Origin of the sequence: Candidatus Phytoplasma luffae (genome assembly GCF_018024475.1) — a bacterium.
In the GTDB taxonomy this organism is placed as follows: Bacteria; Bacillota_I; Bacilli_A; order Acholeplasmatales; family Acholeplasmataceae; genus Phytoplasma; species Phytoplasma luffae.
On the sequence record NZ_CP054393.1, the window covers coordinates 345,158 to 365,296 of the forward strand.

Below are 20,139 nucleotides of genomic sequence, written 5' to 3' on the forward strand. Positions count from 1 at the left end.
TCCTTTTTTTAAATTAATTAATAAATTATTCGTTAATTACTTCTACTTTATCTTTGCCAAAGTAATATATAGCTAAATCTACTATTTGTTTCTTTTTGGCCGCTTCGTAAGAAATATATGGGTCTAAGAAACATTTTTGATAAGCTTGGATTCCATATTGTTTAAATAAATCATCGACATCTTTACAAGTTTGATTATAAGGTGGTAAAATGTGTCTAATTTCATAGATAATATTTTCTTTTTTTAATTGTTCACCTAATAATTCACTACGTTTTTTTCCTGTTTCGTCATTGTCTAAGGCAATAATGATTTTAATATTTTCTTTTTTAAGAATGTCTATTTGTGTTTGAGAAAATAATTGTGTGACACAAATTAATCCCACAACGTTTTTAATTCCATTTTGCCAACAACTAATGACATCAAAAAAGCCTTCATGAACAATCATAATTTTAGTTTGTTTAATGCAAGGGAATGCTTCAAAGAAACGATAACTAAAATGAAAAGTGGGGGTTTGGCTGAAATTATTAAGAGATTGATATTTGGGTTGAAAATAGCTAGTATCGCAAAAATGGTTTTGATAAAAGTGAAATGTTTTAGCATATCCATTTTCAATCGGGATAATGATAGAACCATGAAAAGTATCATGATAATATTTTTTTCCTTTGAAATTAGTTTTTTCTTTGATAAAACCATATTCTACTAATTTATCAATATTAACATTTTTCTTTTTTAAGAAATTGATTAATCTAAAAGATAATGGTTTATTTGATAATGGAGCATAACCTAATTTAAATTCTTTAATTGTTTCTAAATTTAATTGGCGCTTTTGTGTTAAATAATCTAATCCTATTTTCCTTTCATCATTTTGATTGGATGTTAACAAATAATTATAATAATCTCTTATTTGATTAAATAAGGGAGATATTTCTTTGAATAATTGTGTTTTTTTGATATTAATTTCTGTTTCATCTATTGGGTTATGGGGTTTGGGAGGATGATATTGTAATTTGAAAGGGTTGGAGGATATTGAGGTGTTAGTTTTTTCTTTATTTGTTAAGATTTCAAATTTTTGAGAATGCATAAAATTTAAAATCTTTTTGACTGCATCGTTAAAGTTTGTGATTCCACGAATTTCTTTATAAACATCAATAATGTCAAAATCGCGACAACATTTCCAACAGTGAATGTTATTGTTATCATTTATATGACAAGTTGTTGGATTTAGACCTTGATGGATGGGACAAGGAAAACGATATTTGCTGTTGAAGTTTGATGGGAGGATGTTTAATTTTTTTAATAAAACTATCATGGGGAAATTAGTTTTGATGTAGTTAATTTTTTCTTGATTATTCATTTTTTTACTCCTTAAAAATCTTCTATTTGGTAAGGTAAAACATAACCTACTTCTTGAAAAGTTTGAGTTGTCATTTTAAAATGATAGACTAAAGTTTTTTTAGTTCCGCTGCGATTTTTTTTAATATTTACTTCAATTATTTTTTGATTATCATTGTCATCAGCTTCTAAATATAGTTGATTTAAGGTTGAAGTATAGATATTTAGGGGTTTGGTGGTATTTTTTTTAATATTTGGGTTAAATTCAGACATAATTAATACTATGTCGGAATTGGTTTCAATTCCGCCAGAGCCTTTTAGTGCGGTGATTTCTGGGGATTTTCCGTTATAATTAGAATAAGTATCTCTTGAAAATTGAGATAAAATGATAATGACAATTTTTAATTCGATGGCGATTTCTTTAATTTTGGTCATGATTTCATCAATGGCTAAACGGTCATTATCCATTTTATTACTCGCTTTTGTGATTTGAAGGTGATCAATGACTACAATTTCTATTTTGGATTCTAAATGAAGACGATACAATAAATCAACAATATAATTAATATTTTTTTCTTGGTCATAACTAAAAGATAAGTTGATATTAGTAAAAAATTGTTTTGCTTGTATCATCTTTTTCGTATAGTGTTGTTGTGTGATATTATCAAAATTTTTATCTAAAATAACATCTAAAGGAATTTGAGTTTGATTAGATAATAAACGATTTAGGTTTTCTTCTGAAGTCATTTCAAAAGAAAAAACCAACATATAAGGATAATGTTGGTTTTCTTGGTATTTAGTTTTGGCTAAATCTAAAAGAAGATTATAGATAAAAGATGTTTTACCTAAACCAGTATAGCCTCCAATGGTGATGATTTGACCTTTTTTGAACCCTTTAGTGGCTTGGTTTAATCCTTTGAAAGTGTCTGATAAACGATAATATTCTTCTTGGATTTTTTGTTTGGAAATGTTGTCGGTTTCAAAGACTTCGGGATAAAGTTTTGTCATTTGGTTCAAGGTTAATAAAGTTTTATCTTTTTTGTTTGGGATAAGATTAATAAAATTTCTTAATTTATCAAAGATTTCTTGGTAGTATAAATGCTTATGATAAAGATCTTGATTATCAAAAGAAGGGTTGATTGTTTTTATTAATTGTTGAAATAAAGTTTCTTGGGTATAAGTATGTTTTAAATTTTCTAAAAGATGTTCATTATGGATATTATTATTGTTTAAAAACATCAAAGATTCATTATTAAAATTTTCTTGAGGATAATGAGTTTGAAGATAAGTTAGTAATTCTTTAATAATTGTCTCTTTGGTTTTGATTTTATCCCAAGGATGAGTTGATTTTTTTTCTAAATATAAATATTTTAAAGCGTTATATATTTTTTGGTGATTGGATTTGGTTAAATATTTAGGGTTGATTATTTGACAATAAAGTTTTAATTTGTTCCACTCCCCTTTTTCGATGTAATTAATAATTTGAATTAAGGCTTGGTGTTCGTTAGTTAACATTTTTATTTAACTCCTTCTTTTTAATTAAATTAATATTGGGAAAAGTGATGAATTCATTCATTAGTAAGGTTTTTAAGAAGAGATTAGCATTATCAGAAAATAAATTAATTACTTTATTAATTGACTGTACTTTACCGTTTTTAATTTTATTATTGAGTTTTTGAGTTTCAACTTCATCGTTTGTTAATAAATAATATTCAAAACGAGTGTCTAGTTTTTTTAGTTGTTGTGCTTCAATGATGGCTTGTTTGTATCGTTCACGAAGGCAAGTTTTGAAATTGAAGGCGATAATGCGTTTGGTTTGTGTGAATAAAACCAAGTCGAATTTGATGTCGGGGATGAAAAATAAATATGATTTAGGATATAAACATTTAATTCCTTTATGGTTTAAATAAAGCAAAATCAGGTATTCGTTAATTTTTCCGCGAATTGATTTTTGGGATTGGGAACAAAAGTTGTTGGTTTCGAAATAATGATTTAATTGAATGTGATTACTTTTCATATATTTATCAATAGTAAGATTCAAAGTTGCTTTGTTGAAAATAAGCTTTATGATTTGAACTGATTTTGAGTTGGTATTTAATTGGTTGATATTAATAAATTCTTGGTTAGTTAACATTTTTAAATTCCTTTCTAAATAAAAAAGACCCTTTTTGAGGGTCTTTGGTTTGTTTTAATAGATTTTTTTAGTACGCCAAGTAATAATTCCATCTTTATGAATTGTTTTGATTTTGCCGTTGCGAAAATAGATATATAAATTACCGTTTTGACATTTTTTCTTTATGATTTTTTTCATTTTATATCTCTTATTAATTTCATAATTTTAGTAACATTTGATTGAAGGGAATCAATACCATTTAGAATTAATTGTTTATTGTTTTGATAATGAGTTAAATAATGATAATAACCTTTATGGACAGTTTGGTGATAAGTTAAGGATTTTTGTTCGATAATATCTAATTGATGGTTTTTTTGGGTTTGTTTTCTTTCTTTACCAATAAGAGGATTAATATCTAGATAAATTAATAAATGAGGTTTAATAAATAATTTTTTATGAGTGATATCAAAAATTTCTTTTAAATCGAAACAAGATTTTGTTTGTTTAAGATAAGGAAATAATTGGTAGGCATATGTTGATGGTAACCAACGGTCTAAGATTATGAGTTGATTTTGTTTTAAATGAGGATAGATGAGTTCTTTTTGGATTTGAGCCATATTAGTGATGCTAAGATAAAAACGAGTAATGTAATCAACTTGGTTATAATTTAAAAATAAATTTCTTATTTCTGTTCCAATAGAACTACTTCCTAAACCTTGATAAATTTTATTATTTATTTTTTGTTTTTTTAGTTTTTGTTGTAATTCTTGAATTAAAGTTGTTTTGCCGCTACCATCTAGTCCTTCAAAAACTATAAGTTTCATTTTTTTCTCCTTTAATTGGGTTTTAGATAATAAAAAAAGACTCTACAAGAGAGTCTTTTAAATTGTTATTTAAAGCTTAATTCAATTCTTTTGGGTGGGGGAGTGGTGTTATAAAAATTATAAAAAATATTAGAATTACCAACACAATTATGACCATTAACAATCCAATCATCAGAGAAAAAACCTGGGACATATTGATACCAACATGTATTTCCGTTTTCATCATAAATAATTCTCGATGTTTTTCCAAATTTATTTCTTATTTCTTGAGCTGAATAAGAACATCCATATTGAATGTAACATTGCTTTAACCAATTTATATAAGCATTACGATATTGTTCGGCGAGTTTAATTTGGAGTGTATCATTACAAACTACAAAATAAATACAATCATCAGTTTCTAAACATTGGAATATTTTTTTAATTTGAAAAGGAATATCTATTTTTTTATAAGAAGGAGAAGTTATTTCAATATCCCAATTTCGCTTTTCTGTTTCTTCTTTATATTCACTTTCTTTTATTAAAGGAGGGAAAGTATAAAGGTTGTTTTCTCTTTTCCAATCTCGGATAGTTTGATAAGGGTCTAAAGAGTCAGGGAGTTCAATAATTTTTTTTCTTTTTTGAACATTAAGGAAGAAAAGATAGATGTTTTTGGCACCATTTGAGAGTTTTGTTAAGTCTTCGATAGTATATGATTGAGATTTAATAATATCTTCTTTTATTTGATTGATGCTTTCATTAATTTCATTAATGCTTTCTTGATAGACAGTTTTGAAATGTGTATCTTCACATGAATTTTGTTTTATTATAACTTCTTGTAGAAATTCTTGTTTCCATTCTAATCGGTTTCTTAGAGATTGTATATTTCGATTTTCAGATAATAACCTTATGCCGTCATCAAAATAAATGGCATCAATTTCAAATTCAAATAAAAATTTTCCAAAAGGTAAAGGCAATACTAATCCAGTATGAGGTGTTGCGTTATAACAACCTAGTTTAATTAGTTTTGGTTCTTTAATGATGTTGTTTTTGATTAAATAATTATTAATTGCTTCTTCTTTGTTTTGGTCAGCAAACATTTCAATTATTATTAATTCTATATTTACATTTTCTTCTTGAGGTTTTTGTTTTGCGTCCCAAAAGACAAAGGCTTCTTCGATGGCTATTCCGTAATCAAGGAGTTCTTCTAAGGTGAATTCATCATCTTCATCAGGATATTTGATATTAAAAGGGTTATGTCTTGGTTTGAAATAAGCCCCAATTAAACCTGAAGGAGGGTTTTTGAGTTTAGCGTCGAAGAAAGTGTAATCATAAGGATTGTAGGAGGGAGTTGAAATATCATAAAGATAAGCTTTGATATTAAAATATTTTAAGATATCAGGGATGCTTTCTTTAGATAAAACAGGAATGTCATATCTTTTCATTTTGGGTTGAGTGGCTAACCATTCTTGTTGAAGGGTTTGGTAGTCAGATAGTTTTATTTTTGATTTAGATTGATGATGAAAATAAGGATGAGCGGAGATAGAAGGACAACAAATCAAAAATAATAATAAATAAATAATGATGAAATATTTAGATAAAGGGAATTTTGATTGATTTTGACATAATTGGTTACCTCCTTTTTTTGGTTTATTTTTGGTTTTCATCGATTTTATCCTCTGCTTTATTACTTGTTTTATCTAATTCAGCAATGTTTTTATCTAATTTATCGAAGTTTTCGAACATGGTAGCAAATCGATTATTTAATTGTTTTCTAACTTCATCTAATGTTTTTTCTAATTGGTCCAAACTTTAATGTAATTCACTAAAACTACTTGAACTCCTTTGTTTTTTTATTTAATAAAGATATTCATTTCTTATTAATATTAATAGAAATAAAAAAAGACTCTTATTTAAAGAGTCTAATTATTTTATAATTATGGTTCCAAAAAGACCTTTTCAAGGGTCTTATAAATCAAAATAAGATAATTTTTATGTTGATAATATTTTAGTTATCTTCATCATTTAAATTTTTTAAAAGGTTTTTATAAGTTTTTAATTGTTCTTTTTGATTATCAATTAATCTTTTGTGATTTTCTTTTAATTTTAAGAGATTTGTTTTGTCATCATCAGTGATACTTCCTTGTAATGCTTTATCTATGTTTGTTATTTTGGTTGCATTATAATAAATTTTTTGTTTTAAATTAATTATGTTTTCTTCAATGGTGAAGTTCTGATGAGCAGGTTGATTACTACTAGTTCCTGGAAGGTTTGGATCCATTGCCATAACTGGATTAATAGTGATTAAGATAAACAATCCTAAACAACTCATTAAAAAAAATGGTAAAAGATGTAATTTATTTTTTATTAACATTATATATTACTCCTTATTTTTATTTATTCCTCGGCCGAGGTAATGTCATAGATTTCTTTTAATCCAGAAATAATTAAATCTTTATATTGTAATTCAGCATTTTTATATCGTTTTTCTAAATCTTGTTTGGATTCTTTAGAATCCTTTAACCTACTTTTGTATAATTTTTGGTCACTTTCTAATATGCCAATTTGAACGTTGATTTTGCCGATTTCACCAACTATTTTTATTACTTCATTTTGGAGTTTTTCAATTTGTGCTCTTAATCTAATTTTATCATCAGGAGAAGCTAATTTTTCTTCTTCTTGTTTTTGTTTAATTTCTTTTTCTTTGGCATCTTTATCTTTTTCTAACTGAGTTAGCTTGCCTTTTAAGATAGTGATGTTACCTGTTGTGTTTTTTAATTGTTCTTTTATTTCTTTAATTTTTGTTTCATTTTGTTCTAACAATTCATGGATTTGTTCTTTTTGTTTTTGGGAGGATTCTTGGGCATTGTAGAGTTCTTTTAATTCATCTTCACATTTTTTTAATTCACTTTCCCAATTAGTTTTTAATCCTTTGTAATTATTTATTGTATTTTCGTATTTATCGATGGCTTTGTCGATTTTGTTGACTAATTGCCCTGCATATTTAGATGATGGTTCTGTTTTATGAAAGAAACATAAATAAATGAAACTTAAAATACCAATTATAATTAAAAAATAAGTTAAATAGCCTTTCCATGATGTTGTTGATTGTTGAGTGGGTGAAAGTTTTCTTTTAAAGAAAACAAATAGACTAAAGATGGTAGTGGCTATTAAAAACCAGGTGAAATAAGATTTAAATGATAAAAATCCTTTGATTAAGTCAAATGGTGTTAACATATATTATTCATCTCCTTTTTGGTTTTTTTCTATTTGGTCTAATATATTTATATTAGGGGAAATTATCATTTTATATGCTTGTTTTAAATCTTCTTTGTTGATTTCATTTCTTCTAGTTTCACCTTGACCTCTGTTTTTCGCAAAGATTGTTACTGTTGTTTTTAAGAGGTTTTCCAAAGTACGATTGGCTTGTTTGAATTGATGGTTTGGCGGTAATATTTCTAAAGCTTCGTTAATGACTTCATATAAGTATTGTTTGGCTTCTTCACTATAAGGGTTTTTACGTTTGTTGATTAAAAATTCTAGGAATTGTTTTCTTTCTTCTTTGTTGCCTGGTTTGACTTCGATATTGTAAGTGAATCTTGATTTGATGGCATCATCGATTTGGTTAATGTGGTTTGTAGCTCCAATGATGAAAATAGGTTTTTCAGGGTTGTTTTTAAAAGATGTCAATTCAGTTTTGAATTGATTCACAACATTGGCAATTTCTGAATCAGTTTCTAAAGTGCTTAAATCAGTAAAGATAGTTTCGCATTCATCTAAAAAGATGATTGCGCCATTGTTTTGGGCTGCTTCTTCGCGAGCTGTCATAAATAAATCTTTGACTAATTGAGGGGCGATACCTTTGTATTTTTGTGAGAATAAAGAGCTGCTTACTTCAAAGAAGGGTAAATTAGTTTCTTTGGCTAAGGATCTTGCGAGAGTGGTTTTTCCTGTTCCAGGGGCTCCATACATTAAAATACCTAGAGGAGATTCGATTTCTCCAATATTTTGGTAGTTTTCTTTGTTGTTGAGATAATCAATAAATCCATCTAATGCTTGTTTTTCTTCTTTGAAACCGATTAGTTGGTTGAATCCTGGGAATTTATTGTTGTTAGAAGGTTTAAATAATAATTCTTCTTGGTTATCGTTCGGGATTATTGTTTTTTCTTGTAATTCTGATGAAGAAAAAGTTTGAATTTTTTCTGGTGATGAATTATTTTTAGTTATTTGGTCTTCTAAATATTTTTTAGTTTCTTGGTTAGTTTTGTTTTGGGTTTCTAATCTTTTATGATGATTTAGGATTTGGGTTTGATTTTCGATTAAAGCTTGATGGTGGATCCAAACTTGAATTCCTAAAAATAAAATGATAGATGTTATAATGATTATTATTAAATTAGTTGGATTTAAATTTTTATTTTGATTTTTTTTAATATTCATTTTCATATTAATACCTTTCTGAAAAATAAAAAAAGACTAATACAAATTTTGTTTAGTCTTTTAATATTTTATTTTGCTAATTGAGCAATTTTGTTTTCGATAGTTTGATTTCCGCCTTCGAAAGATTTACCTTGGGAATCGACTAATTCGTAATCACAAATTAATTCTAATTGAGGGTTTTTGGAATTGATGATTTCTTTTTGTTCGATGCTAATTTGAATTTTAATAATTCCAATACCTTTGTCGTTTAATATCATTTGGGGACGTTTTGTGTCGTCATAATCATTGTTATTAACTTTGAGGCTTATGTTTAAATATTTTTCTGGGTTGTTAAAGGATTGGTTAGTGTTATATTGGGTTGATAATTTTAAATATAAGGGTATTGAAATATCTATTCCATTTGAGTTAAGGATTGCTTCGTGTTCGATAGTAATTAAGTGATTGTATTTTTTTTGGCTTAAGTTAGGAATTGAAATCGGCAAAAGTATTTGATTTTCGTTGTTGCCACCCGTTCGTTCAACAGTGAAAATAGGAAAATCATTTATTAAATTTATTTTTTCTTTTCTTTGTTTGTTAAAGTAATCGTTTAAAGCATAAATTGAGATAATTGAGAAAAATAGAACAATTACAAATGTTATGATAATTAATATTTTATTTTTATTTTGTGTTTTCATTATTTGTTTCCTCCTGAAAAAATTGTTTTAATTAAATCAATAAAATTATTGATTCCTGTTGTTAACCAAGGGATTTGGTTTTGGTAATAAATAACGTTGACATGTAAAATAAAATATAAAATGATAGTTAAATAAGTAATTATTTTTAATAAATTTAGTTTATTGATATTAGGAGTTGGGGGTGAAATGTGATGATTGAGTTTTTTTGTTTCTGGGATTGATATTTTTTGATTTGGGTTTTGGGTTTTGGTTAATTTTTTATTTGGTTTTTTAGTGATAATTATTTTTTTTGACATGTTTTTTCTCCTTTGTATTAATTATTTATTTCTTTGTTACTTTCTAAATTGTTTTTTTCTTAATAATTATTTTTGGTTTTTTTGGATTTTCATTTTTAGTTTCCTTTCTTTTTTTTATATTTTAAATTTACTTAATTTTTTTAAATAAGTTGTCTGTTGTAATTCTTGTTTATTGAGTTTTAATAATTCTAAATACTTTTTGCCGTCTGCAATCATTTGGTTAATAAAATTATTATCTTGATAAACCCTAACAACATGATAATTAGTGTCATTAAAATAAACAAAGAAATAAGCGAATTTAGATTGAGAACAATATAATTGACATTGAACTTGCGCCCAGTAATTAGAAGGGATTTTTTTATGTGAAAAGAAACCATTCCAAGTAGAGGAGATGTTGTTATTTTCATCTACATAAGGACATTTAATTTCTAATAAAGTGTTGGTTTGTTCGTTATAACCGTCAAGACTTGCAGAAAACATATCTAAAGTATCATCAGTAAAGATGGTATCAGGGAATTTTAGATTAGTTATTTTTTCAAAAAAAGTTCTCGCTAGGGGTTCGGTTTTGTTGCCGTGTTCGGTGAATTTATTGCTTGTAAATGTTGTTCCAAATATTTTGTCATGTATTAATTGTTCTAAACTTCTAAATTTGTCATTTCCTGTAATACTTCCTATTTCAGAGGCATTGATATATTTTTTGCGATGATTATACCACTCAGAAGTTCGTTGGTTTAAATTATTAATTTTCATTTAATTATTTTCACTTTCTAAATTATTTTTTTCTTTTGAATTGTTATTTGGGTTTGGAATAATTGAAGATGATTTATTGGGTTTGTTATCTTTTTTAGTTTCATCTGTTTTATTAATTTCTGGTAATGGAAAAAAATTAAAAAAGATTTTTTTGATAATAAACATTAAAGCAGTTGCGAATAGGGCGCCAACGATAAATCCAATGGCGAAATTAAGTTCATTCATTTTCATTTTCCTTTCCGTGAGGTTTGTTGTTGTTTTTTAATTTTAGTATTTTTTTTCTTGCTTTTTTCTCTTGCCAATGAGCAACTTTTACTTTTTGCACTTCTAATTGGGATTGGAGTTTTTCTTGGTTTTCATTTATTTTATCTAGTTTTTTTAATAACTGTTTTTCTAAATATTCTTGTTTGGCGTTTTGGATTTCTAAATTTTGGAGTTTTTTGTTGGGGAAAAAGAGGCCTAAAATCAAATCTTTGACGAAAATCAAAATATTTGCAATTAATTTAAAAATAGGTTTGAAACCAGAGACAATAAGAATAGTGAAAATCGTTGTTTGGATTCCGTCTATTCTTCGTTCAAGGATTTCGGTAGTGCTAAATCCTTTAGAGTAATTTAAGATAAAATTGCTAATTGTTGCAAATAATGAAAAAATAAACATAATTTATTCTCCTTATTTTAATTTAAGGTTTTTGACTTCATCTTTAATAGTTTTAGAAAGTTTAAAATTTACCACAGTTTTTGTAGGGATTTTGAGTTTTTTACCTGTTTGGGGGTTTCTTCCCACGCGGGCTTTTCTTGATTTTAAGATGAATTTGCCAATTGAAGGTGATAATACCACTTCTTCGTTGGATGTGATTGCTTTGATTAAAGCATTTTCGAACGAGTTGTAAAAATCTTGGGTTTGAGTAACCGAAGTTTTATGCATTACTGCGATAGTTTTGATTAATTCTTTTTTTGTCATTTTAGTGACTCCTTTTTAATTTTGGGTTGGGGGGTTATTATCTAAAAAGATAACATTGTTTAAAATAACTTTAGTATTGGTTTTGTTTTGGTTTTCGTTATTAGTGTATTTTTGAATAGATAATGTTCCTTCTATATATATTTTTGAACCTTTGTGTAAATATTTACTCATGTTTTCTGCTTGATTACGAAAGGCAACACAGTGGATGAATTGAACTTTATCTTTATTGTTGATAGCTAAGTTGAAATCAATTTTTGTGATTTGTTCATTATTAATATGAATGTATTGTGATTCTAGGGCGTTAGTGATGCGGCCGATTAATTGAACTTTATTTAACATTTTTTTATTTCTCCATTGGTTTTTTAGGTTTTAATTTTAGAATAGCTATTTTTTTGATGTTGATTATTGTTTGAAGTTTTAAATTTATTTTTAGCGCGATCTCTTGGTTGGTATGAGGTCGTTGATAAGTTTCGTTGATGTTGTCTAAAGTGATACCAAAACTTAAACAAATAATATTAAATCCTGTTTTACTTAATTTCTTTTTTAGTTTTTTTAACAAACATTCGTGATTTGTTTGTTTTAACCATAATTGATGAGGATTGGGGTTGCTGATTTTATAAGGTTGATATTTTTCTTCTTGAAAACTAATATTGTTTGGTTTAGTAGATTTTTGTGGGATTGAAGGAGAATAACTTTTTCTTATTAGTTCATTGATTTCAGATTTAATTGTTGGTTTTGCATAGGCGATAAAGTCATAACCTAAATCTTGGTAATTACTTAGGGCTTTCGTTAATCCTAAAACTCCTTCTTGATATAAATCTTGTTTTTGGAGCAATTTAGGATAATATTTAAATTTACCAACAATTTTATTTATTAATGGCAAATGAAGATCAATTAATTGATCTCTTATTTCTAAATTCTTTTTATTTTTTAAAAAATCTTTAAATAATTTTTTTCTTAACATTTAATCCCTTTCTAAAAACGTTTTTAGAAAAGATATGAAAATTAATTTTATTCTTAGAGAATAAAAAAAGACTAACTTAATAGTTAGCCTTAAAGAAATTTTAAAAAACAAAAAGTGTCTAAAGTTTTGGAATACCTCATATTATCCAAGTTATTATTTAATTTACCTAAATCGCTTTTATTCTTTTTAAATCAATATTAAAAAAATATCTTTTTTAATATTATTTTTATTTTATTTTAGTTAAAGAAGGGTGAGTTATTAAAATTTGTTTGATTTTATGTGGTAGCTTAAAAGATATTGTTAATAAATCATTGGTCGCTGATATGACAATTCCTTGTCCGAATTTATTATGTTGAACCCGGTCGCCATCTTGATAAATATTATTTTTTTTTGTTTGATATTGATTAAATTTATGATTTTTATTGGTGAAAGAATTATCAGAAAATAATTTCATTTCTTTTAAAAAACATATAGGTTCGTTAATAATATGTTTACCTTTTAAAAATCTATTTTTAACACTTGTGATATATAATAATTCTTTCGCTCTTGTAATAGCTACATAGGCGATACGTCTTTCTTCTTTTTCTACGTTCTTTTTTTTATTCTCATCTGAATTGAAAAATATATTTTGTTCCCACCCTATTGCGAAAACAATTTTAAATTCTAATCCTTTTGCTTTATGAATCGACGATAAAAGAACTTTGTTACTTTGTTCTGTTTGATTTTCATTCGAACTTAAAGATATTTTGTTTAATAATATATTTAATTTTTCCAAAAAAGAACCTGTTTTTTGTTCTTCATTTTCAATAGAGAAAATTTTTTGTAAATTATTCAATCTATCTATAATTTTATCTTTTTGAGAATTTGAATCCTTATTATTTGTTTTTTGTGATAAAAGTTCGGAGTAATTAATTTTTTCGTTTATCAACTTAATAACATTATCTAAATTACATTGATTTTCATCAGAAAAAATTTTTTGTAAATCATAAAATAAATTTAAAAAATTATTAATTTTAGGTTTGATATTATCATCATCTGATAAATTTTGCATAGCTTGAAACAATGAAATATTTTTTTCATTAGCCATTTGTTCTAATTTATTTATTGTTTTTATTCCTATTTTACGAGATGGAACGTTGATAATTCTTTTTAAATCAATGTCATTATTCGGATCCATTAAAACTTTTAAATAAGAAACAAAATCTTTTACTACTGTTTGTTGATATAAAGAAGTTACGTTTTGAGCTATGTAAGGAATATTTTTTGTTATAAAAATATTTTCAATATGTTTATATAATTGGTTCATTCTATATAAAATAATTATATCGTGATAATTGTAATGATGTTTAGATATTAATTTTTTAATTGTTTCAGAAATAAATTCAGCTTCTTGATTTTCATTTATAAAATGTTTATAAATAACTGGTTCCCCTATAAAAGAATTGTTTTTTAAAACATTTTGGAAACTTTTATCTTTAGGATTGTGGTTATTTTGAATTAAAAGATTAGCTTTATCTAAAATATTTTGAGTAGAACGATAATTAAAATTTAAATTTATTTTATGAGCTTTAAAATCTCTAATAAATAATTCATTGCATAAAATATTAGCTCCTCTAAAACTATATATATTTTGATTTGGGTCTCCGACTACAAAAATAAAATTATTTTTTCCTATTAATTTTATTATATTATATTGGATCAAATCAATATCTTGAAACTCATCTATTAGAATATATTTAAATTTTTCATTATAAAAGGAAGTAATTGATTTATCTTTTTGTAACAATTGGTAACTATAAATCAACAAATCATTAAAATCTAATAAATTATTTTTTTTCAAAAACTCTTTATATAAATTAAAAATTTGTTTTTCTTCAGAAGATAAATTATCATAAGTATAATCATCATAAGGAGTAAACCATTCCTCGTTTTGCATTTTTTGTTCTAATTCATTTAAAATTTTCTTTTTAACTTCATTATTTTTTATTTTAGCAAAATTTTTTTTCAGACGACTATATTTAAAACGTTCTTTATCTAAATTTAATTTTTTAATTATATCTTTAATAACGCTTTGACTTTTACTTTCGTCAGCGATATAAAGATTATTTCCTAAATCTAAATTTAATTTAGAAATATTTTTTCTTAAAATTTGATATCCTAATGAATGAAAAGTTGAAATGGTCAAGTTATCAAAATTTTTTGGATCAACATTTTTTTTTAAACGTTCTTTCATTTCTTGAGCAGCATTATTTGTAAAAGTGATTGCTAAAATATTTTCAGCTTTTATATTCAAATCATTTATCAAATAAAGAATTCTTCTTGTGAGGGTGGTTGTTTTTCCAGTTCCAGCACCAGCATGTAAATAAATAGCTTTTTCTTTAGAAAAAACAGCTTCTAATTGATTTTGATTTAAATTTTGTGACTTAGTTTCATTCATATTTGTTAGAATTCCTGTAAAAATTTATTAATATTAATATTTTATTATTATATTTTTTAAAAAAATATCAAAACTTTTTATTTAATTTTGGATATTTCCGAAGCAACTTGAGTAAAAAATAAAAAATCATCTATATTTAAAGAACTTTTGCCTGCTAAAACACCATCTATTTCTTTTTGTTTTAAAAAATCTTCAATATTTGATTTATTAGTAGAACCGCCATAAATAATTCTTATTTTTTTAGATGCCTCTTTCGAAAATAAAGAAGATATTTTTTCACGAATTTTTGAAATAATTTCATTAGCTTTTATAGGGTTCATACTTTCTCCTGTTCCTATAGAATTAGAAGGCTCATAAGCTAATATAATTTTATCTATTTTATTTTCTGTAACATCGAAAAAGATTTTTTCTAATTGAGAATATAATAAATTTTCATCATTTTTTTCTTCATTAGAATTGACATTTGTTCCTATACATACAATAGAATAAATATCTAATTTTAAAAGTTCTTTTAATTTTAAATTAACTATTTCGTCAGTTTCATTAAAAAGAGTTCTTCTATCGTAGTGTCCTACTAAAGCGTATTTAATACCTAAAAAATGTATACTTAAAGGAGAATTTTCTCCTGTATAAGAACCTGAATTTTTATAAAAAACATTTTGAGCGCCGATTCTTAAATTTTTGCCTTCTATTTGGGATAAAACATCTAACAAAATTGTTTGAGGGAAGATTATTGTTTCTACTTTTTTTCTATCAGGGACTTTATTGTTTATTTGGTATACAAAATTTAAAGCTTCATCTTTGCATTTGTTCATTTTCCAATTGCCCGCGATAATTATTTTTTTCATTTAAATTTTTTCCTTTATTTCCATTTACTCATAAAAAGAAGATAGAACTTTTAATATTTTAACTGTTTCAGGTTTATCATTTAATAAATAATATTTTTTGTCTGTAGATAAATAAAAAGCATCCCCTTTTTTCAAAAAATATTGTATTTTATTCAAAATTAAAAGCACTTCCCCTTCCAAAACAAAACCAAATATATCTTCTTTGGGTTTATTATTCATAGTTGTTTGTCCTTGATATTCTATTTCTATAATAATTGGTTCAATATTATATTTGGTTATCGAAGGGAAAAGATGAAAAGTGGTATTTTTTAATTTAGGATTTTTTTCTACAAAAAAATCATTTTTTTTATGAATCAATTCTATATTTTTTTTTTGTTTAAAAAATTCTGCTGCTGTCATTTTAAAAATTTTTAATAAAGCGAATAAAATTTTTAAAGAAGGAGAAATTAAATTATTTTCAATTTGTGAAATATATCCGTTAGTTACATTAATTTTTTCTGCTAATTGTTTTTGAGTTAATTTTTTACTTATTCTGAGTTTTCTGATTTGCGAACCTATATTCACTAATATTTGTTTCCTTATTTGAACTTTTAATTTCGATTAATAATAATTAAAAACAACCCTCCCTAAATATATAATTAATTATTTATTTTACTTAAATATTATATATCAACATTAGGATAGATTAATTTCTTTTATAATTTATTTATTTTATTTTTCTATTTTTATTATTGATAAATAGATAATCACCAAAATAAATCGAATTCTTTATATATAAATAATTTGTTTTGGATTTCATTTTTTTCTTTTTTCATTTTGCGATAATCATTTTGTTTTAGTTCTAATTTATTTGTTATATGTTTAAGAAAAGAAATTATTTTTAATTTCCATAATAAAAATATTTTTTGCAAATTAATTAATAAAAATTTTCTTTTAGTTTGATTTATTTTTTTTTCTTTTTGTTTTAAAATCTTTTTTTTATCTTTTATATATTTTTTGTTTATTTGTTTATTTGTCGCTTGTATTTTTTTATTTTTATTTAATAAATTTTTTTTTATTAAACTGTATTTTTCTTTTATAATAGTGGTTTTTTTTAGTAAAATTTTTTTTTGATTATTTATTTCTTGTTTTAAATTTTCTTTTTTATTTAAATATTCTGTTTTAATCTCTTTTATTTCTTTTTTTTGTTCTTTATTTAAATTTATTAAAGCATCTTTAAAATTTTTTTTTATCAAATTATATTTTATCGCTCTTTCGTTTGATTGAATTTCGAAAGTTTTTTTATAAAAAATAATTTTATTATTTAATTTATTTTTTTGCTTTAATTGTTTTTGTTTTAGATGATTTAAATTTGATAAATTAATATCTTCCAAAATATTTAAAAAACGATCAGATAGATATTTTATTTTTTTTTGATTATTTGTTAAAAAATTTTTTTTATCGGATTCTATATTTTGTTTCCGAATATTTATTTTATCCAATATAAAAATATATTTTTTATCTGAAATATTACTCAAATATATTAAATTATTATAAAATTTTTTACAATAATAATCTTCGTTTTTTTTAAAAAGTTGTAATAAATTGTTTAATAATGAATTTTTATATTTTGTATTTTTTTGTAAATTTAAAAATATTTTTTTTTGATAATAATTTTTTTTTATTATTTCATTATTATGTTTTTTTTTTGATTTTTTAATTATTTTTTCTTGATTGATTTTTTGTTTATTTTTTATTTTTTCTAAATGAGATAATTTTTTTTTAAAAGTTGAACAAAAATGTTCATAATTTTTTATTTGATATTCTAAATAATTATAATTTTTATTTTTATTTTGTCTATATGAGCGAATATACTGATGGATATAAAAAATATTTTTTTCAGTATATTCGATTATATATTTTAAACAAGTTATTTTATTGTTTAATTTCGATTGTTCTATTTCATTTATTTTTTCTTGAGCGTAACAATAATAATCAAATTGTTTATTTTGAATATTATTTATTAATAATTCGCATAAATTTTTTATATTAAGGAATATTTCTTTTTTTTGGTCAGGGGTCATTTGATTTAAATTTTTTTTGTAATCATCAATTAATTCTTTTATTTTTTGAAATAATTCATTTTTTTCTTTATTTTTTTTTTTTAAATCGATAATCAAATTGTTAATAAATTCGGTTTTTATTTTTTCATTTATTATATTTTTTTCTGTATTATGTTTTAATTGAAATAATAATTTTTTTGTTCTTTTTTCAAAAATTTCTTTTTTTATTTCATAATTTATTTCTTGGTTTAATTTTTGTTTGTTTTGAAAACGAACCAAATTATTTAATTCTATATCAGAATTTTTAATTTGTTCGAAATGTTCGATAGTTTTTTGTAAATATTTATAATTTAATTTAATTAATTCTGCTTTTAATTGGCTTTCTAATAAATATTTTTTTTTGTTTTGTATAAAATCTAATTGTGTTTTTTTTTCATTATATTCCAATTCATTTAAATAAAAATTAATTTGGTATTCTTGTTGAAAATAAAAATTTTTTAATTCGTTTATTTCTTCTTCTTCTTTGATATCTATATATGATAATTGATATTCTTTATTTGATTTCATTAAATCAAAATCTTTATTTATCAAATTAACTTCTCGAAGAAAAGAATTATCGATTATTTTGATTTCTTGTTTTTTTAATAAATTAAACTTTTCGATTTCTAAATTGTTTTTAATATTTTGATTTTTTTTTTCGATGTTGATAATATTTATTTGTTTACGATGACAATATTTTAAAAATATATAATTTTTATGCCATAAATATAAATTTCGCAAACATTTAAATTTATTTTTTTTATTTTTTTGTGTTAAAAAATAAAATTGTTGATATTGGTTTGGAATTTTATTTGTTAATATAAAAAACATTTGAATTTTTTTTTCTTTGAATAATTGTTTTTGTTCTTCTTTGTTTTGGTTTGTTATTTTATATAATTCTTCTTGAATTTTATTTAAAATTTTATTATTATTTTCGAATTGGTCATTCAAATTTAAATTATAATCTTCCATTTTTTGCAAATATTTATTTTGAATTATTTCAACTTTTTGTAATTTTTTTATAATAGAATCGTATTCTTTATTCATTTTTAAATTATTATTTATTTGTTCGCTTTGAAGTAATTTCATTTTTTTATCAAAAATAATTTGTTTTTCTTTTATTATTTCCTTAATTTGTATATGAAGATTTTGTTTTTTTTGAAAATAATTATTTTTTTGTTCTAAGAAATCTTTTTTTAGAATTTCTTTTTTTAAATTTTTTTCTTTTTTTGAATCTAAAATTTTGTTTAGATTAATTTCTTTTTTGGTTTGAATTTTTTTAATTTTATTTTGCAATTCATAATAGATATTCTTTTTTTCAAATTCTTTTTTTTGAATTTTTTTTTTAGTATTATTGATTAAAGCGTCATAATCCTCTAAATATATTGAAGAATTATTTTGGATATTTGTTTTTTTATTTGTTATAAGAGACATATTATAATTATGTTTTATATTTTCCTGATATAACGCGAAATCAAAATTTTGATTTATTTTTTTTTGTTCTAATGAAATTATATTTTCAAAATTATAAGTAATAAATTTTTGTTCTATTTCGTTAAAAAAATCATTTTTTTGAAGAATTAAATTTATTTGATTAATTTTTGATAATAAATCATTTTGTTTAAAATTTAAATCAGGTTCTTTTATTCGGTTGTTATTTTTATATGACAAATCCATTTAATCCAAATCAACTTTCGTTAATATATTTTATAATTTATTAAGTTTATAATCTATTAATAATATTATAATATATAATATATTTATAATATTAATTCATTTTTATATATTATAGCATACTAAAAATTTTAATTAAAATATAAAAAATGTGGCAATTCGTTTATTAAAAAAAGGATAAAAATATTTTATGTATTTTTATATTAAAGGGAAAATAACAGTTATCGAAAGAAATTATATTGTATTAGAGAATAATGATATTGGTTATCATATTTATTTCGCTAATCCTTATGTTTTTCAACTAGAACAAGAAATTAAATTATTCACTTATTTTTATGTGAAAGAAAATATTAAAAGTTTATATGGTTTTATTGAACTTCGATTTTTATATTTCTTTCAAAAATTAATTTCTGTCCCTGGGATAGGACCTAAAAGCGCTATCAGTTTTACAAATCCTATTTTATTTGAAGAAATTCAAAAAGCTATTTCAGCAAATAATGCTGTTTATTTAACTAAATTTCCAGGAATAGGAACTAAGACAGCTAAACAAATTGTTTTGCATTTACAAAATAATAATATTTCGGGAGAAGAAAAAATTGTATTAACTACGAAGCAAAAAAATGTAAAAGAAGCATTAATAAATTTAGGTTTTAAAAATACAGAAATAAATAAAGTTTTTTCAAAACTGGATTTTGAAAAAAAAATAGAAATTGTTCTCAAAGAAGCTTTATTATTAATTAAATAAAATTTATTGTTCAAATAAGGAAAA

Annotated in this window: 21 protein-coding genes and 1 pseudogene; 1 reads left to right on the forward strand and 21 read right to left on the reverse strand. The window is 23.3% G+C overall.

Features of this window, described 5'->3' with window-relative positions:
- Positions 1-25: 25 nt before the first annotated feature.
- The 21 genes and pseudogenes from LFWB_RS01675 to LFWB_RS01775 form a co-directional block, all read right to left on the reverse strand.
- A complete protein-coding gene (locus tag LFWB_RS01675; RefSeq protein ID WP_210954509.1) occupies positions 26-1,354 on the reverse strand; it encodes a toprim domain-containing protein in 1,329 nt (442 codons plus the stop codon).
- A gap of 11 nt (positions 1,355-1,365) precedes the next feature.
- Entirely contained in the window at positions 1,366-2,847 is a 1,482-nt protein-coding gene (locus LFWB_RS01680) for a replicative DNA helicase (protein WP_210954508.1), read from the reverse strand.
- Entirely contained in the window at positions 2,837-3,466 is a 630-nt protein-coding gene (locus tag LFWB_RS01685; RefSeq protein ID WP_210954507.1) for a hypothetical protein, read from the reverse strand. Before LFWB_RS01685 ends, LFWB_RS01680 begins: the two co-directional genes overlap by 11 nt.
- Positions 3,467-3,639: 173 nt before the next feature.
- Positions 3,640-4,287 (reverse strand): annotated as a pseudogene (tmk, locus tag LFWB_RS01690) (dTMP kinase); the annotation flags it as partial.
- A gap of 47 nt (positions 4,288-4,334) precedes the next feature.
- Entirely contained in the window at positions 4,335-5,915 is a 1,581-nt protein-coding gene (locus LFWB_RS01695) for a hypothetical protein (RefSeq protein WP_246454240.1), read from the reverse strand.
- On the reverse strand, positions 5,899-6,057 hold the full coding sequence (locus LFWB_RS01700; protein ID WP_210954505.1) for a hypothetical protein: 159 nt from the start codon (positions 6,055-6,057) through the stop codon (positions 5,899-5,901). The genes LFWB_RS01695 and LFWB_RS01700 overlap by 17 nt, the downstream gene beginning before the upstream one ends.
- Before the next feature lie 199 nt (positions 6,058-6,256).
- Positions 6,257-6,622, reverse strand: a complete 366-nt coding sequence (locus LFWB_RS01705) for an SVM family protein (protein ID WP_210954504.1) — start codon at positions 6,620-6,622, stop codon at positions 6,257-6,259.
- Positions 6,623-6,645: 23 nt separating this feature from the next.
- Positions 6,646-7,485 (reverse strand): DNA double-strand break repair rad50 ATPase, encoded by an 840-nt coding sequence (locus tag LFWB_RS01710; protein ID WP_210954503.1) that lies wholly within the window; start codon positions 7,483-7,485, stop codon positions 6,646-6,648.
- A 3-nt stretch (positions 7,486-7,488) separates the two neighbouring features.
- The gene (locus LFWB_RS01715; RefSeq protein WP_210954909.1) at positions 7,489-8,685 is read right to left on the reverse strand and encodes an AAA family ATPase; all 1,197 of its coding nucleotides are present in this window, start codon (positions 8,683-8,685) and stop codon (positions 7,489-7,491) included.
- 68 nt (positions 8,686-8,753) lie between these two features.
- A complete protein-coding gene (locus LFWB_RS01720; protein ID WP_210954488.1) occupies positions 8,754-9,359 on the reverse strand; it encodes a hypothetical protein in 606 nt (201 codons plus the stop codon).
- Positions 9,359-9,655, reverse strand: coding sequence for a hypothetical protein (locus tag LFWB_RS01725; protein ID WP_210954487.1), 297 nt, complete (start codon positions 9,653-9,655; stop codon positions 9,359-9,361). The genes LFWB_RS01720 and LFWB_RS01725 overlap by 1 nt, the downstream gene beginning before the upstream one ends.
- 114 nt (positions 9,656-9,769) lie before the next feature.
- On the reverse strand, positions 9,770-10,405 hold the full coding sequence (locus tag LFWB_RS01730; protein ID WP_210954501.1) for a YqaJ viral recombinase family nuclease: 636 nt from the start codon (positions 10,403-10,405) through the stop codon (positions 9,770-9,772).
- Positions 10,406-10,630 (reverse strand): hypothetical protein, encoded by a 225-nt coding sequence (locus LFWB_RS01735; RefSeq protein ID WP_210954908.1) that lies wholly within the window; start codon positions 10,628-10,630, stop codon positions 10,406-10,408.
- Complete coding sequence (locus LFWB_RS01740; RefSeq protein ID WP_210954485.1) at positions 10,623-11,063, reverse strand: hypothetical protein; 441 nt, start codon at positions 11,061-11,063, stop codon at positions 10,623-10,625. The genes LFWB_RS01735 and LFWB_RS01740 overlap by 8 nt, the downstream gene beginning before the upstream one ends.
- A gap of 12 nt (positions 11,064-11,075) precedes the next feature.
- Positions 11,076-11,366: an HU family DNA-binding protein gene (locus tag LFWB_RS01745; protein WP_210954484.1), complete on the reverse strand. Its 291-nt coding sequence runs from the start codon at positions 11,364-11,366 to the stop codon at positions 11,076-11,078.
- Between the two features lie 15 nt (positions 11,367-11,381).
- Positions 11,382-11,705, reverse strand: coding sequence for a single-stranded DNA-binding protein (locus LFWB_RS01750; protein WP_210954483.1), 324 nt, complete (start codon positions 11,703-11,705; stop codon positions 11,382-11,384).
- Positions 11,706-11,709: 4 nt separating this feature from the next.
- Positions 11,710-12,330 carry a sigma-70 family RNA polymerase sigma factor gene (locus tag LFWB_RS01755; RefSeq protein WP_210954482.1) on the reverse strand — a complete coding sequence of 207 codons (621 nt, stop codon included), beginning with the start codon at positions 12,328-12,330 and terminating at the stop codon, positions 11,710-11,712.
- A 226-nt stretch (positions 12,331-12,556) separates the two neighbouring features.
- Positions 12,557-14,767, reverse strand: coding sequence for an ATP-dependent helicase (locus LFWB_RS01760; RefSeq protein WP_210954500.1), 2,211 nt, complete (start codon positions 14,765-14,767; stop codon positions 12,557-12,559).
- Positions 14,768-14,844: 77 nt separating this feature from the next.
- Positions 14,845-15,615: a triose-phosphate isomerase gene (gene tpiA, locus LFWB_RS01765; RefSeq protein ID WP_210954499.1), complete on the reverse strand. Its 771-nt coding sequence runs from the start codon at positions 15,613-15,615 to the stop codon at positions 14,845-14,847.
- Positions 15,616-15,639: 24 nt separating this feature from the next.
- Positions 15,640-16,179, reverse strand: a complete 540-nt coding sequence (locus tag LFWB_RS01770) for a helix-turn-helix domain-containing protein (RefSeq protein ID WP_210954498.1) — start codon at positions 16,177-16,179, stop codon at positions 15,640-15,642.
- Positions 16,180-16,361: 182 nt separating this feature from the next.
- On the reverse strand, positions 16,362-19,373 hold the full coding sequence (locus LFWB_RS01775) for a hypothetical protein (protein WP_210954497.1): 3,012 nt from the start codon (positions 19,371-19,373) through the stop codon (positions 16,362-16,364).
- Positions 19,374-19,560: 187 nt separating this feature from the next.
- Between LFWB_RS01775 and ruvA the strand changes: the two genes are divergently transcribed.
- Positions 19,561-20,115 (forward strand): Holliday junction branch migration protein RuvA, encoded by a 555-nt coding sequence (gene ruvA, locus LFWB_RS01780; protein ID WP_210954496.1) that lies wholly within the window; start codon positions 19,561-19,563, stop codon positions 20,113-20,115.
- Positions 20,116-20,139: the final 24 nt, after the last annotated feature.